Origin of the sequence: Leptospira weilii serovar Ranarum str. ICFT (assembly GCF_000332415.1) — a bacterium.
Classification (GTDB): Bacteria; Spirochaetota; Leptospiria; order Leptospirales; family Leptospiraceae; genus Leptospira; species Leptospira weilii_A.
The window spans coordinates 22,626-38,431 of sequence record NZ_AOHC02000041.1; the positions used below are offsets into that span (position 1 = coordinate 22,626).

At 41.7% G+C, this 15,806-nt stretch carries 13 protein-coding genes and 1 pseudogene; 8 read left to right on the forward strand and 6 right to left on the reverse strand.

Translation table 11 applies throughout. The annotated features are described in order from the left end of the window. Positions 1–161 precede the first annotated feature (161 nt). From LEP1GSC060_RS21020 to LEP1GSC060_RS13365, 7 genes and pseudogenes are all read left to right on the forward strand, one after another. Positions 162–461, forward strand: a pseudogene (locus LEP1GSC060_RS21020) (hypothetical protein); the annotation flags it as partial. Further along, the gene (locus LEP1GSC060_RS13340; protein ID WP_003006121.1) at positions 458–1,549 is read left to right on the forward strand and encodes a DUF4340 domain-containing protein; all 1,092 of its coding nucleotides are present in this window, start codon (positions 458–460) and stop codon (positions 1,547–1,549) included. The pseudogene LEP1GSC060_RS21020 and the gene LEP1GSC060_RS13340, both read left to right, overlap by 4 nt. Then, entirely contained in the window at positions 1,546–2,163 is a 618-nt protein-coding gene (locus LEP1GSC060_RS13345) for a hypothetical protein (RefSeq protein ID WP_003005785.1), read from the forward strand. Before LEP1GSC060_RS13340 ends, LEP1GSC060_RS13345 begins: the two co-directional genes overlap by 4 nt. After that, the gene (locus LEP1GSC060_RS13350) at positions 2,160–3,557 is read left to right on the forward strand and encodes a UDP-N-acetylmuramate--L-alanine ligase (protein WP_003006133.1); all 1,398 of its coding nucleotides are present in this window, start codon (positions 2,160–2,162) and stop codon (positions 3,555–3,557) included. Before LEP1GSC060_RS13345 ends, LEP1GSC060_RS13350 begins: the two co-directional genes overlap by 4 nt. Then, a complete protein-coding gene (pheS, locus tag LEP1GSC060_RS13355) occupies positions 3,554–4,579 on the forward strand; it encodes a phenylalanine--tRNA ligase subunit alpha (protein WP_003006312.1) in 1,026 nt (341 codons plus the stop codon). The genes LEP1GSC060_RS13350 and pheS overlap by 4 nt, the downstream gene beginning before the upstream one ends. A gap of 1 nt (position 4,580) precedes the next feature. Further along, positions 4,581–4,994, forward strand: coding sequence for an acyl-CoA thioesterase (locus LEP1GSC060_RS13360; RefSeq protein ID WP_003005935.1), 414 nt, complete (start codon positions 4,581–4,583; stop codon positions 4,992–4,994). Positions 4,995–5,220: 226 nt separating this feature from the next. After that, a complete protein-coding gene (locus LEP1GSC060_RS13365; protein WP_003006556.1) occupies positions 5,221–5,772 on the forward strand; it encodes an MORN repeat-containing protein in 552 nt (183 codons plus the stop codon). A gap of 67 nt (positions 5,773–5,839) precedes the next feature. Here LEP1GSC060_RS13365 and LEP1GSC060_RS13370 read toward each other — a convergent pair whose 3' ends face one another. The 5 genes from LEP1GSC060_RS13370 to LEP1GSC060_RS13390 form a co-directional block, all read right to left on the reverse strand. Further along, on the reverse strand, positions 5,840–6,700 hold the full coding sequence (locus tag LEP1GSC060_RS13370; protein ID WP_003006174.1) for an LIC13305 family lipoprotein: 861 nt from the start codon (positions 6,698–6,700) through the stop codon (positions 5,840–5,842). Positions 6,701–7,251: 551 nt separating this feature from the next. Next, entirely contained in the window at positions 7,252–7,689 is a 438-nt protein-coding gene (locus LEP1GSC060_RS13375; protein WP_003005750.1) for a hypothetical protein, read from the reverse strand. A 2-nt stretch (positions 7,690–7,691) separates the two neighbouring features. Then, positions 7,692–8,957 carry an acetyl-CoA acetyltransferase gene (locus LEP1GSC060_RS13380; protein ID WP_003005952.1) on the reverse strand — a complete coding sequence of 422 codons (1,266 nt, stop codon included), beginning with the start codon at positions 8,955–8,957 and terminating at the stop codon, positions 7,692–7,694. A gap of 14 nt (positions 8,958–8,971) precedes the next feature. Continuing rightward, the gene (locus LEP1GSC060_RS13385; protein WP_036096466.1) at positions 8,972–10,282 is read right to left on the reverse strand and encodes a 3-hydroxyacyl-CoA dehydrogenase family protein; all 1,311 of its coding nucleotides are present in this window, start codon (positions 10,280–10,282) and stop codon (positions 8,972–8,974) included. 492 nt (positions 10,283–10,774) lie between these two features. After that, positions 10,775–11,572 (reverse strand): hypothetical protein, encoded by a 798-nt coding sequence (locus LEP1GSC060_RS13390; RefSeq protein WP_003006707.1) that lies wholly within the window; start codon positions 11,570–11,572, stop codon positions 10,775–10,777. Between the two features lie 456 nt (positions 11,573–12,028). Here LEP1GSC060_RS13390 and LEP1GSC060_RS13395 point away from each other — a divergent pair, with 456 nt between their 5' ends. Beyond that, positions 12,029–13,549, forward strand: a complete 1,521-nt coding sequence (locus LEP1GSC060_RS13395) for a glycosyltransferase family 39 protein (protein ID WP_003006628.1) — start codon at positions 12,029–12,031, stop codon at positions 13,547–13,549. 232 nt (positions 13,550–13,781) lie between these two features. Here the strand turns inward: LEP1GSC060_RS13395 and LEP1GSC060_RS13400 are convergent, their stop codons facing one another. Further along, positions 13,782–15,764 carry a M48 family metallopeptidase gene (locus tag LEP1GSC060_RS13400; protein WP_003006299.1) on the reverse strand — a complete coding sequence of 661 codons (1,983 nt, stop codon included), beginning with the start codon at positions 15,762–15,764 and terminating at the stop codon, positions 13,782–13,784. Between the last annotated feature and the right edge of the window lie 42 nt (positions 15,765–15,806).

Consider the following 15,806-nt stretch of genomic DNA (forward strand, 5'->3'; position numbering starts at 1 on the left):
CACAAAACGGTTCGAACTCGACGGAGAAGGAAATCGGTTTAGAAAATTCTAAACAAGATTCTCCGAACCCTTCCAATTCTTCTTTGCCGCCGGGCCTGAACTCCGAAAAGGGAACGGCTCCTGCGAAGATCGAAAACGAATCCGCTGCTCAAAATACGAATACAGATTTGAAGGAAGAAGGAAGAGTTGTGATCTTTTCGGGAACTTCTTGGATCACCGATCAGTTCATTTCCTACGGAACGAACTACGAACTTGCAACCTCTTCGATCACTTGGATGTATCAGGATCTTTCTCTATCTTCCATTCAACCGAAGAAAGAGGAAGTGAATACCGTTTCGTTGACCGATATTCAGAAAAGAGTCGTTTGGATTTTGGGAATGTTTATTTTTCCGGGTTTGATCGCGCTCGTTTCCTCCTTCGTTCTCATTCAAAAACGTAAAAGAGAAGGAGAAGAATCTTGAAACGGGCTCTTCTTCTCGTTCTTGCGTTAGTCGCTCTTGCAGCCAGCTTTTTCTTTTTGGAGGAAAAAAAGGAGGATCGTTCCGAAATTTCCGTTTGGGAGATCGATATGGACGAAATCGAATATCAACCTCCTAAGGATTCTTGGGACGGAGACGACGTTTCCGCATTTTATCGAGCGCCTATCATTCTCAAAAAACAAAAAGGAATCAGCGAAAACCCTAACTTTCTTACGGTAGAATCCAAGGACTTAGAAACCGGAGAAACTCTCGCGTTCGAAGGCGGTTATAATTCGGAAAATATTTTCCGAGAACTTTCCGTTCTCAAAGTAAAAGGTGTCGAGCCGATCGTGGACGGAAAGGTTTCCACCTCATTGCAGTTAAACGAAAATTCTCCGCGGATACTTTTGAAGTCTTCCGGAAAATTGCTGAAGTCAATTAGGATCGGTAAAAAGAAATCCGGCGATTCTACGAGAATTGTCCGAGAAGGAAACGAGATTTTTATCATCCAAGGAAACACAGCCGAACGGTTTACGAGAGGAATCGGAGAATTCAGACAAAAACAACTCGTGAATCTAAAAGACGAGTCCATCGTCGAAACGATTTGGGAAGAGGAAGGAAAGACCCTTCATCTAGACAATCATCCGTTTAAAGAGAAAACGATTAAGAAAAACTTTTGGAGAAGACTTTCCGGAAAACTGATTTCTTTGGAACAACCTTTGGGTGATTCTTGGAACAATCAAGTCGTGGGACAAATTGTGGAGTTGTATCCGGACGATCCGAACGGAGCGGGTTACACCGTAGCCAAAAGTTTAACCGGAGTTCCCGCGGATGTTTCTCTTAAAATTCGAATCTCCAACGGAGATTGGATCACACTGCGTTATTATCCGAAGACGAATATCAATTCCGTGGATTACAGACCTGCGATTCGGATCATAAACGGGAGATTTTCCGAACCTCCTTTTTACATCCGTGAAGATAGTTTCTTGCGGTTAAAAGAAGTTGTGGGGAATTTGGAGAAAGCGGAACAGAGAAAGGAACCTGTAAAACAGAACACGCTTCCTAAGAAGTCCGCCCTTCCCAAAAAATGATCGTAGATAAAGAACAAGATTTTTCCGAAGTTAGAACCGAATTTCTTCAAAAAGTTTTTCAGTCTCCCGAAAACGCCTTTGATCTTTATCAAAAAACGGAAGGTTTCGGTTATTCCGAAATTTTAAGAACTCATTTTCTACTTTGGATTTTCGCTCCTGCGGTAAAACTCATTTCCAATTTCATTTTTTCCGTTCTTTCTTTCGTTCGATACGACGAAGGAGAATGGAATTTGTTCTCCGGAGTCGTTTTCTCTTTTGTGATGTATCCTGCGGTATTATTTTTAGTCGCTCAGTTCGACGTGTTTCGTATCTTTATGAAAAAAGCAGATCGAACTAAAGGGGAAACACTTCCTCCGGCGAATATTCTTTTGGTTTCGTTTATTCCATTCAGCGCGTCTTCCGTGTTTTGGATTTTACCTTCCCCGTTGCAGGCGGTTTTTATCACGATTTCGTTTTTTCTTTCCTGCGTTCTTTCCGTTCGAAATCTGAAAAAAAATCTGAACTGGAATGATAAGGAAATTCTAATATTCTTTTTGTCCGGCTCGGCGTATTTTTTGACGGGAATTTTATTTTTAACAATCGTCTACAATTTAATTAGGACCGTTCTCAATTGAAGATTTTTCTGATCGGAATCGGCGGCATCGCAATGGGGAATCTCGCCCATATGCTTCAGAAAAGCGGACACGAAGTCTCCGGTTCGGACGCGGGTGTTTATCCTCCTATGTCGGATAAATTAAAAGAATGGAATATTCCATACTTTGAAGGTTTTAAAGCGGAGAATATCAAAGGTCGGGATCTGATCATAGTCGGTAACGCGATTTCCAGAGGAAATCCCGAGGTTGAGGAAATGCTCAACTCCGGGATGAATTATCTTTCCATGCCCGCCGCGATCAGCGAATTTTTTCTCAAAGGAAAGAAGGTGATCGTAGTCGCCGGAACACACGGAAAGACGACAACTACATTCCTAATTCATCATATACTCAAAGAGAACGGAGTTTCACCGGGTTTATTCGTAGGCGGAATTCGAAAAGACGGATTTCCGGGTTTCGAGCTCGGAAACGGCTCTTACTTTGTGATAGAAGGAGACGAATACGATACGGCTTTTTTTGATAAATCTTCCAAGTTTTTACATTACAGACCGACTTATGCGGTGTTAAACGCATTAGATTTTGATCATGCGGATATTTTTCCGGATATCGCTGCGATCGAAACGATGTTCAAACGTTTGATCAATTTGGTTCCCGGAAACGGAAAGATCTTTTATTGGAACGGTTCGGGTTCCCTTAAAAAATTGGTTCAACACGTTAAGTTTACAAAGGCGGAAGGTTTTGAATGGAATCGAAGGGATTCTTATCTTACCTGGAAAAAACACGAACTCCTTTGGGATGATGTAAAACTCGATCCGGTTCTTTTCGGAGATCATAATTATAGAAACATGGAAGTTGCGATCCGAGTTTGTTCCGAAATTTTGAAAACGCAAAATCCTTCCGGTTACAAACAAGGAATCGCAAAGGCAATCGATTCCTTTCCGGGAGTTAAAAGAAGACAGGATATTCTTTTCCAATCTCCGACCGCGATCGTCATGGAGGATTTCGCACATCATCCCGTTGCCGTTCACGAGACGATTCACGCGATCAAAAAGAAATTTCACGGTTATAAAATCATTTCTCTGTTCGAACCGCGCAGCGCTACTTCTCACAGAAACGTTTTTCAGAAAGAATATTCGTATTCGTTTCTCGGTTCCGATCTTACAATTCTAACCGAGATCCATAACCTGAAAAAGGTTTCTAAAGACATTCGTTTGGACGTAAAAAAACTCGTTCAAAAACTTTTGAAAAATTCCAAAACGATTCCTGTTTATGCAAAGGATCCGGAGGAGTTGCTTGCAAAACTTGAGAAAATGATTCCCCAATTTACGGGACAGAAAATCCTGATCCTAGCCATGTCCAACGGTTCCTTCGGCGGTATCTATCCCGAACTCGTTGAGTTGGCTCGCAAACACGTATGAACTTATCCGAGGAACTGGATTCTATCTATAAAGAAGCGATTGAAAAAATCGGCTCTTCCGTTTCCGAAGAGGATTTAGATAAGAATAAAAACGATTTTATCGGTAAAAAGGGCAAGTTGACCGCGGTCTTGAAAAACGTTGCCTCTCTTTCTATCGAAGAAAAAAAAACCGTCGGCCAGAAGGCCAATGAACTTTCTAAAAAATTGGAAGTTTTTGTTTTCGATACGAAAACTTCTCTCAAGAAAAAACTTTTTGAGAATCAGGCCGCGTCCGAGTTTTTCGACGCACTTCGTCCTCTTTCCAACCCTTCGATCGGAAGTTTACATCCGATCACTCAGATTCAATACGAGATCGAGGATATTTTCGCTTCGATGGGTTTCAGCATTATGGACGGTCCTGAAATAGAAACCGACATCAATAATTTCGGCGCTCTTAACTTTACGGAAGATCATCCCGCGAGAGAAATGCAAGATACGTTTTATCTGGAAAACGGAAATCTTCTCAGAACTCATACTTCCGCAATTCAAGTAAGAACATTAAGAAAATTGAAACCTCCGTTTCGAATCATCGCGCCCGGAAGAGTGTTTCGTTACGAGGAAGTGGACGCTTCTCACGAACATACGTTTTATCAGATCGAAGGAATGGTAGTCGGAAAGGATATTTCCGCGGCCAATCTGATCGATACGATGCAGGTTTTGCTTTCCAGGATTTTTGAAAAAGAAATTAAAACCAGACTTAGACCGGGATACTTTCCTTTCGTAGAGCCCGGGTTCGAACTTGATATCAATTGTCTCGTTTGTGAAGGAAAGGGTTGTCCCGTTTGTAAACAATCCGGTTGGTTGGAACTTTTACCTTGCGGTTTGATTCATCCCAACGTTTTGTCTCATGCGGGACTGGATCCGAAAGAATGGACCGGATTTGCGTTCGGGCTCGGATTGGATCGTCTTGTAATGATGCGTTATGGAATTCACGATATTCGTTATTTCCAATCGGGCAATCTAAGATTCTTAAAACAATTCTAATATGATTTCCACTCCGATTCAGACTCGATGGATGGATATGGATCCGTTCGCTCACGTAAGCAATTCGGTTTTTGTTTCGTATCTTGAAATCGGAAGGGTGGATTACTGTCGCCGTCGTTTCGGAGTAAAGAACGTTTTCGACGTTCCGTTTATTCTTGCGAGAATCGAAATCGATCTTAAAAAATCCATAGAGATACATCATACTGCGGAAGTGCAAACCGCTGTGACGAAGATCGGAAACAGCTCTTGGGATTTTCAATCTACAATTTTAGAATCGAATACAAAGGAAGTTTTTGCAGTGGCGAGAACGGTTCAGGTGGCCTTTGATCACGTAACCAAGTCTACTATTCCAATTCCGCCTAACGTTCGCGCGGTTTTGGAGGAGGATTTAAGGGAATTTCAAAGAAAAAATTAGAACTTATTTGTATCTTTGGTTTTTATACAGCGTCTTGATTGCTGCGTACATCATTAAAAATTTTTAGAGTTCTAACTATAACCAAACCACAAGTTGAAAAAACAATTAGAATAAGCACGATCAGAAGCAGTAAGAAGTTCTGACAACCTATGAAAATGAAAGCAGAGTGTTTTAAATCTAAGCTACTCAACTTTTCCTTATCGGTCCTAATTCGTAACACGAAAACATGTATTTAAAGTTCAAAAAACTATCGGTTCTCCTTTGGCTGAGTTCGTTTTCCGTTTTTTCCCAATCAAAAGATGTATGTTTATTCGGAGATTGTCAAAATGGAAGAGGCGTTTTTATAGATGTCCATGGAAACAAATTTATGGGAATTTTCGAAAACGGAAAGTTGGAAGGATTGGGTGAAGTTGAATTTAAAAACAGCGGAAGATTTTCCGGCGTTTATAAAGATCCGTCGCATCATGGAAAATCAAAATTCGTCCATTCGGATACTGGAAAAACCGAATACGGAACGCGGTTTACAAATGGAATTTGTGACCAAAACGGATGTCGCACTTGGGTTCAATTTATATTCGACTCGAATGTGAAATGCATTTTTCAGGGAACGTTTCTACAAAATCAAAAAACCGGAAAAGGTAGTTATACTTGTAACAACGGTGAAAGTTTTGAAGGAACTTACTCAAACGATTTAGCCAATGGAAACGGAAAACTGATCTATTCCGACGGAACCATCTTGCAAGGAGAATTTAAAGACGGTCACCCGGTTCGGAAATAGAAGTCCGATGCAAAAAGGAGTCGTTTGATGGTGTCTAACGTCGTTTCGTTTTTGTTAACGAATTCGATCAATTACATTGAATCTCAGTGAATCTACGTTTCCAAGCCGTGTTTTCCGCTCCAGGATAAGGCCAAAAACGATTCATTTCATCGATCGTCAAACGCACCTTTGCGGCAACGATCGGATCGACGGCACAAATTCCATTTAAATAAGAAAAATGACGCCCTTGAATGGCACCGCCGATATCCGCTCTATCTTCTGCATAATTCGTTGTGGCATATTCACTCACAAAACCGTCAATAGGATTCCAGAATTTAGTGAATAGAACGTTAAAATTAGTGGAAAAACGAGGACTGGAAGAATATTGGTAACTTCCATATTGAAATGAAGGCGGGTTTAAGGATTCCCATTTTGGATCCCAGTAATATCTCATAACGTCATCGATACTGTGAGTCACTTCATGGTGAACTACCTTTGATATCCTACTTGCACCATATAATCTAGAATCTGCCTCCGCGCGGGCTTTTATCCCGTCCGAAACGTCTATCAATATAGTATTGTCTTCCGGTTTTGATAGAGCTGCTGCGCTGCCAGACGGATTTGCAAGGAGATTTCGAGTGAGTACTATCTTTTCTGCGCGGGCTTTGATAAAATATCCTCTTGGGTATCTTGCAATTTCAGTTTCAACGAAATCTTTAACAAAGTTTAAATCTTCATCGGAATAGTTCGTATCGTAAGAAGCGCCGCGGTATGGTATAATTGTATGCGTTATGATCTGAACGTCCCGATCGTAGTTTTCCGCACGATCCGGAAGTAATAGAAGTAAGAGGAGATCGGAAGTATTTTTATTTTCTTTTTCAGTGGAACAAGAGGACAGGAAGGTAAAAACAAACAAAAGACTTAAAACTAATTTTACGTTTATTATCATAGATTTTGCTCCGGAGATTTTTCAAAACATCCCAATTGAATAACAAAAAGATCGTATATTGTGTGCCAAAGAATCCTGAGAAAACTCGGGCGAAAAAATTTAAGTTATAATAAGAACTCCGATGAGTCTTACAAAACAAAGAAGGCTATTTTGAGCGTTCATCAACCTCTAATGGAATCTGCGGTAGCTCCTACATTTTTTTCGGTCTTGGTTTAAATTGATGCGGAAGAAAATTCAATGCCGCGACTCTCGAAACTCAAAACGTTGCTGCCTGCTGTCGCAACGTTGGATCGCCGCAGCAGGGATCGAGGCGGGGTCAAGTTATTGGTATTCTAGAAAAATGGTACTTAACTTTTTAGTTTTCAATAACTTGACCGGAGCGGAGAGCCCGGTCCCGCCTGATTCGTTCAAACTTACTTTTGCAATACGTTGGCGGGAGCCGCCCAAGTTTAATTACGTGAGTTCACATTCTATTATGAATCATTTGAAAGCTTGTATCGGAACCCTTCTTCGACTTAAACCAGGGAAAATTCTCCGATTTAAAATTCGAATCAGTATTCCTCTTCCGCAATGTAAGTCAAAATCAGAGACGCAAAGAACGTTAGAAGAAATTGCGAGAACACCCAAAGCCAAACGATCATGTTCGGAAGAACATTCACAAAGTTTAAAATAGAAATGGCCGGACCGACGTAAGCCGCCAAAGAAAAACAGATCGCAATGATCAAGCCGCCTACAATTCCCGTAGGAAGGGAATCTTTAGCAAGACGGACTATAACTCCTAAAAAGAAAACCTGAATGAGATCGGCAACGATCGGTCCCACCCACAGGATCATTCCCACGGATTGAAAAAAAGATTTATAGGCAGGGTCGTAGTAAAAGCGAGAGAACAAAAGACTGCGAAGTGGTACGGAGATCACTTCCCAGAAACCGAAAGCGATAAACAATCTTAAAAGAAACTGATTCCAATCTTTCGCAGTCTTTAAACTCATTCTTATTTTCCTACAATGAACACTACGTTAGTTGTCGCGGACCCGCCGATATTCAGCATCAGTCCGTTTTTAGCGCCTTCTACTTGATAGTTCCCGGCGGTTCCGGTCACTTGTTTGTAAAGGTCGAGCATCATACGAACTCCGGAAGCTCCCACAGGGTGACCGACTCCGATGAGTCCGCCGGATGGATTGATCGGCTTCTTGCCTTTCAAATCGATCACGCCGTCTTCGATCGCTTCGTGTTCTTTTCCGGGCTGAGTGATTCCGAACGCGGAGATCGCAGCATACTCGGAAGAAGTGAAACAGTCGTGAGTTTCGAAAACGTCGATGTCTTTCACACCGAGTTCCGCTCTATCATAAGCGTCTTTAACGGTTTGTCTTGTCCAAGGGAGAATGTATTTGTCTCCTTTCGATTCGGCAACCTTCGCGTCAAAAGTGATCGGAGCCACTCTGTGTCCCCAACCTTTCAGTCTTGGGATCGTGTTGATCTTCTTTCCTCTTTTTTTAGCGTATTCTTCGGTATAAGATTTGTTCGCGAGAACTACCATCGCAGCGCCGTCGGTAACTTGAGAACAATCGGTAATGCAGAGTCTTCCTCCCACCGCCATATTGAATTCTCCGCCTCTTGCGTTCGCGTGTTCTTTGTTCATAAACCAAGAACGAGTTTGCGCTTTCGGATTTCTCTTTGCGTTGTCGTAGTTGATTCTTGAGATTTCGGCTAACGCTCCCATAAATCTTTGTTCCGGAAGTTTGTATCTTTCCAAGATCACGTCGGCGAGTTTTCCGAAAAGTTTCGGGAAAGGAAATTGAACTCCCTTCGCTTCTTTTTCGTAATAAGCGGCGGTTCCTAAAAAGTCTCCACCCACGGAAGAGCTTACGGTTTTCATGATCTCGATTCCGAGAACGATGGCAACGTCGTAGTCTTTCGCGCGGATTTTTGTAGCAGCCGCATCGAGAGCGATGGAGCCGGAAGCGCAAGCCGCTTCAAAACGACCGCCCGGTATTCCGTAGAATGCAGGATCGACTTCGGTTAAGAATGCGCCCAAGTGGCCTTGAGTTGCGTACTGTTCCGCATCGAAGTTTCCTACGAAAATTCCGATTCTATTTTGTTTATTCAGTTTTTTGATTTCATCGGGTGTAAGTCCGACAGCTTCAAGTCCGTCTTGAACGGCTTCGCGCATCAAGGACATGAAGGATTTTCCTTCCTTAGTCCAGTTTCTTTGAAAATCGGTTTGTTCCCCGCCGAGGACGTAAATTTTATCGCTCATGGTGACCCCCTAAATTATCCTTTGAAAAGAGAACGAGCATCCAGTTTTTCTTTCAGCTCGTAAAACGGCTTTCCTACTTTCGCTTTTGCTAATACTTCAGGAACCGGAAGTTTTGCTTTTTCGATCAGTTGAATCGTATCCTTAGGTCCGCCTAAGAAATCAACGAATGCAGAAGCGGGAGCCCAGTTGAATCCTGTTCCCATTGCGAGATCCGCCATTTCTTTTGTGTCCACAACTTCGCCGACGATCGATAAAGAGTAACTAACGTATCTTGCGATAAAGTATCTCGCGAGGTCCGCTTCGAAACCTTTTGCTTCTTTTACGACGTTCATCGCGCCTGTGTAGTCCGCTTCTGAAATCTTTTTGTTCGCCTGACGAATAAAATCAATCTCGAATTTAGGAACCGGCTCGTACAGATCGGCGCCTATATTATAGACTAACTTTTCTTTCTTACCGTCCGGAGTTTTGGACATCTTATAAAGTCCGCCGCCCGCTTTTCTTCCCAGATCGCCTTTATCGATCAGCTTTTGGAAATAACCCGGCATTTTAAAAGTAGAATGAGCCGCGTCCTTTGTCATTTCATAGAGGTTATCCACGATCGCTTTGTGGACGTCGAGCCCGACGAAGTCCGCAGTGTCCAGAGGAGCCATCGCTCTTCCTGTGTAACCGCTCATGATCGCATCCATAAGAGCGATCCCGCCTTTGTCTGAATATTTTTCAGCGATCTGGGCGACTTCGTTGATGAGTTGAAATCCGATTCTGTTTCCGGCAAACGCAGGAGTATCGTTCGTATAAACGACGGCGCGTCCTAAAACTTGATCCAGATATTCTCCGAGTTGTTTGAGAACTTTCTTATCCGATCCTTTGTGTGAAACGAGTTCGCAGAGAATCATTTTGTAAGGAGGATTGAAGAAGTGCGTTCCGAAATAATGCTTTTGTCCGTCTGCATCAAATGCTTTGGAAAGTCTTTCGATGGAAAGGCCGGAAGAAACGGTGGAAACGATCGTTCCCGGTCTTCTGGAACTTGCGATTCTTTTGTTGATCGGTTCTTTCACTTCGTAGCTTTCGGCTACGAGTTCAAAAACCCAATCGGATTCCGCGACCGCTTTTTCCAAATCCGCGTCATACGAACCGGGAATCAGTCTGGGACGAATCGTATCGGTTTTGACCGAGCCGATCGCTTTTTCAATCCCTTCTTTCGCTTTGCTTACGTCTCTTGCAAGCATGTGGACTTTTGCCTTTCCGAACGAGGCTACGATTGCTGCCGATCCGGCGCCCATCGTACCATTCGCGCCGAGTACTGTTACTGTTTTTATTTCTCTCATGAAACTATACCCATTCTTGGATTTTCAATGGAATAGAACCTGTTTAAAACAGCCAGGTCGGGAGGAAAGATTTTTTTCAAACGAATCGGGCTTCTAAAACAGAACGAATGTTCTGCTTAAAAGATTGCGAAAGGCTAAAAAACCAGGTTTGTGACAAACTTTGTTCATCACGAAAAATCGGGTGGAAGCGATGGTTGGGTACCATCTGGGTCAAAAGCCGATAGAATTTCGGAACCGCTTTCGGATCATTCTCTCCAAAACCTTATTTTTTTTAAGCCGGTTTTTTACGGATTCCATTCTAACGATTCCGTATGAAAATTTTGTCCATATCGGGAAGTATTCGATATGTTGCGACCGCAGGAGCAGCACTTTAGTTCAAGCGCGATCCAGCCCTTGCATGCAAGGGCTGGATTCGCCCAGATTTTCAACCATCGAACTCACGTTCAATAAGTCCCCTAATGATTTATAAATTTTTTATAATATTTAAATATTTTAAAATTCTTTATTTAAAGTGGCGCATCGAGCGGAGGCTACTGTTTGACCGCCGTAGGTACAGATTGCCGATGCGGTTCCATTATTTGAAATTCCCGTAATTTTCGCCTTTGTATTCGCATCCGGATCCAAACCGTAAAAACCGGGAAAAAGGTTTCGGTTGCTACTGGCAAGTGCATTGGAGCAACCGGTATCAAGGGTTTCTTCGGCAAATGCCGCTAACAGTTCTCTGTATCCGACGTTTTCCCCTTGTTCAACTGTCAATCTATTTAAGACTTTGATTTCCTCAGCCGAGAAACCAAATGAAGTCAAAGGATGGGTAGGGGAGGAGAGGTGGGCGATCGCTTCCGTCCGAAAATCCGCAATCGGAAAAAATCTGATTCTTGCTCGTAGATTATCATATTGTGTCTGGGTGATTGTCAATTCGTCATTTTTAAAATCCGTAATCAGGGTTTTCGTAGCTTCGGAACAATGTAAAGTGTTCGCAAGCTCAGTGATTTTATTGTAATTGGTTTCGATGATTTTTTTACGAGATGCAAGATCGGAACCCATGATTTTATTAAAGTCGCAGTCTTTTTTCGGTTTCGTACTGAAACTTGCATAATAATAGAGAAAGTCTCCGCCGCTCCAAAATAATTTTTGGACAAAAGCGCAATTTCCACCGGTTTGGTCTAGGGAATAGACCAAACTCGATGTTATCAGATCATCACTGTCGTTTTCGTGGTCGTTTACTTTGCAGGCATGGAACGCGATGATGATCATACAAGCAGTCGCCAATTTCAAAATATTCTTTTCCATAGAAATTTCCTAATTTTTTTCCAAAGAACCTGTCCCAAAATAAGAAAGTTACGTATCAAAAGTAAGACCGTGGAAGTTTCGGGACAAGTTCTAAATAGAATACTTACTTCATCTCGCCTTTGCGCCTAAAATTGCGCGAATTTTTTGTAAAAAACTTCCTATTTTTTTTACAAAAAAACTTATCACATACTCGGCTATCTTCGACAAAAAAGAGTAAAGTATGAATCTGACATCCTGGGTGAATGCGGAATAGATTGCAAAATAAAACAACTACGTACAAATGCCGGGCGGATGTAGCAACACTTGAGTTCAAACACCACTTTGCGGGATCTTTTGATGTTTGTCCTATTTCGACTATGGAAGATTTGTATTCTTTAATCAAACAGTGATTAAGATATTGAGTAAATCATTTAAAGTAAAAAAAACGGATCTACCGATTCGTTTTATGGAGTTCTAATGTGGAAATCTGCGTTCCTTACATTTACGAAAGAATATAAATATTCGATTTTGATCGGATTCGTTTATTTTCTTTTGGAGTATATTTTTAACGGGCCGTTCAGCGTCGGATACTTTGTGGATGAATTTTATTACTTGTCCTGTGCCGATCGTCTTGCGTTCGGATATGTCGATCATCCTCCCTTTTCGATTTTCCTACTCAAAATAATCGTCTTTCTGTTTGGCGATTCGGTCGATGCAATTCGAGTGTTTCCAGCGTTATTCGGTGCGGCATCCGTCCTTTTGACCGGTGTTATCGCAAAAAAACTCGGAGGAGGAACCTGGGCCGCCGCTTTTTCATCCCTTTGTTTTGCCACTTCTCCCTTGCTTCAGGTCTTATTCGGCTTTTATTCCATGAACAGTATCGAAATTCTATTATTGAATATTTTAATATTATTATCTATTAACTTAATTGAAAAAGATCGTTTTTTGTATTGGATCGCAGCCGGATTAGTGATCGGTATCGGAGTAGAGAACAAACATACTTTTTCGGTTTACGTAGCCGCGATCTTGTTAGGTTTACTCCTCGGAGGTCATTCTCGACGTATTTTTTCAAAAAAATCTCTTCTTTCCGCCTTGATTGCGTTAATCATAATGATTCCAAATATTTTTTGGATGTATCAAAATGATTGGGTTTCCCTTGAATTTTATTCCAATGCAAACAAGTTAAAAAATATTTTCACTCCCCCTTGGAAAGTTTTGTTCGATCAAATATTATCACACAATCCGTTTTTGTTTCCGATTTGGTTTGGCGGTTTATTGTATCTGCTCGTGATCGAAAAGACTCGACGGTTTTGTTACTTGGGTTATGCATATCTTGCTCTTCTTTTATTGATGTTGCTCAGCGGATCGAGTCGTCCGGATAGGATCGCAGGATTGTATCCTCTTTTGTTAGCGGCCGGAGCCGTATATTTGGAAATCCTTATATCAAAGCGTTGGAAAACATATGTATCTGCGTTATGCGTTTTGTCCGGATTTGTTTTTATTCCGATTGGAATTCCAATTTTACCGGCGGAAGCATTGGCGAATTATACTCGTTTTTTAGGAGTGGTGCCGGTTATAGAAAAGGGAAAACATTCGCTTCTTCCCCAATGGTTTGCCGATCGATACGATTGGGAAATTTACGTTCAAAAAGTAGAAGAGGCCGTATTAAAATTAACGGAAGAAGATCGAAAACAATTGATCGTTCTTGCGGCTTCTTACGGACAAGCAAGCACATTGGAGAAATTCGGATTTAATTTAGCTCCTGTGATCAGCGGTCATAATAATTATTACTTATGGAGACCGAAAAATATAGATGCAAAATTATTTTTAGCGATCGGATATCCGGAAGAAACATTGAGGACGAACTTCGGCGAGGTTGTTTTAATAGGTCGATTTTCTCGCAGATACAGTAGGTCGATCGACGAACCGATTTTTCTTTGTCGAAAACCGAAAGAATCCGTTTTAAATTCGATTCGAAATCTAAAGATGTTTCGTTAAAATACTTGAACCGGACTTCAAGCTCCTTTGTAAGCGAAATTTTTACGAGAGCCTGGTCCGCTCGAAGTGTATAAATGCCTATCATTCTTTTTGGAGAAGTTTTCTTCCCAAAAGTCCGCGTAAAATCGGATTTAAAGGAAGGATTTTGAGTGCACGAGCCAAGCGAAGTTTAAAATATTCAAAACTTCTAAACTTCTTTCCAAATCGGTTTCCACGTTGAAGAATGCAATGATTACTGAAGAATAATCTGATCCACTTTATTCTTTCTGTATTTAACGAACGCGCTACCGTTTTGAGAATACCCGAGATACGGTCCGTTTTTCTGAAATTGTTTACCGAAAACTTTTTCCGCGTTTCCTCGATCGGCCCCGATCGGAACTCCTTTGTCGATTCCCGGACTGTTGTCTCCGTATGCGTTTACTTGAAGAACCGAACCGATGCTCAGTAAAAAAGAAGTTTCCTTGTTGCTGTAAATGTAAAATTCGCTTCCGGAAGATTTATCAACTTGGATCTTATCCGGTTTTCCCCAGAGTTTTAATAAATCTTCCAGCTTATCGCCCGGACCGACTCCGCCGACTTTGAAAACGTTTTGTTTTGTATTTTGCGAAGGATCGGGAAGTACGATTCCGTGAAAATCAGCGAGGTGTTTTGCCCAACCGGAAGAGGAATCGTAGTTCTCCAGATAATACATAGCCAATTGTTTTGTCTTAGGGGTTTTCTCTTTGTAGGATTCCAGAAGAACGTAATTTAAAATCGGAGTGAAATTTTCGTAAACATAATCCGGATCCAACTGCGTTTTTTGACGAATCGAGTTTCCGATTCCTTGTAAATAGGCTTGAATGTCCGGATTCGAATTTGCTTTTTCACCGAAAGACTGAACTCTTTTGTCCACCATAGTTGCGACCGATTTGAAAATTTCCATAGCCTTGTCTTGATCGTCGGTCCAGTACAAAACCACTCCGAAGTTGTTTGCAAGAGGAATGGAATTTTCGGCTCGGACCGTACTTCCTGCAAGCGACTTTGCAACGTTCATGTCGTTTTCTTCGGTGGAATAAGAAAGAAGAACCGCATAGTTCGAAATAAAATACGGGTCCTCGGTTTTTACGATCACTTTTTGATAGGCTTCTTTGGCCTTATTATATGCGGTCTGATTGCCCGGAGTAGCTCGCATAACGGCTCTTTTGCGAAGTCCTCCCGGAAATATCATGGAATCCCGGAAAGAGGGCATATCGACGACGGGTTTTACTTTTAAGTCGTCGTTGCTTGCGGTCGCCATCCAAATTTTGTGAAGACAAACCGCATAAGATTTTTCTAAATGAGTGTTCCCTGGAAATTTGGAAAGCGCCTTCTCGAGATTGGATTTGGCCGGATCTAAATTTTTACCGAACTGGATATCGTCATACGTTTTTTCCAAAGTTGCAAGTAAAGAATAGAGTTCCTGCTTGTCTCCGCTGAATCTGGAAAGTCGATCGTTCGGAGAGGGATGGCTCGTGAAATATAAGGAAGTCATGGATTCGGGACTTATCTTATCCAATTTTTTGTTTGCGATATATTCCTTATATTGATTGTCTATATCGCTCATCAATTCCAAGGTTCGGATCATATATTCTCCCCCGTATCCGGCTTTGTTTAAAAGTTGGAATCCGGTTTGATCCGCATCGACCTCCTGTTCCTGGGAAAATTTAAGATTTTCTAATATTGCTTCTCCCGTAGGATTTTCTTTCAATTGATAGAATTTTTTTACGGAATTGAAAGTATGTTTGTTGTAATAATGAGAAAGCTCGTGGGACAAAACTCCTGCGATGTATCTTTCCCTGTAAAAATTCAATTTATCCTTCGCTTCCGGTTCGGAATTCTTAATCACTTGATCCAAAATATCCAAGGTTCCCGAGTTGATACAAAACTGACCGCCCGCCATAGCGAACGCGTTGAAGGAGTTGTCCTGAATTAAATTGTAAACGATCGGAAAGCTGGGATTTCCGGAGGAATCCGCGAGTTTACGGAACGCGGTATCGATCGGTTTTTTCCAATTGTTATAATCTTTGAGAACCTTTCTGGATTTAAGAATAACCCCATATTGATAGCCGCTTTGTCGAACGATTTGCGCATACAACTCCGCGTCAAAATTAACCGTATTATTCTTTTGAGCGCCGAGTGGAAAATAGAGCGATATCGTTCCTGCGAAAAAGAGAATGGATTTGAAGGATCTTTGCATATTCTCGCAACCTTTAGAAAAAAATTATAAATTGGGACAACT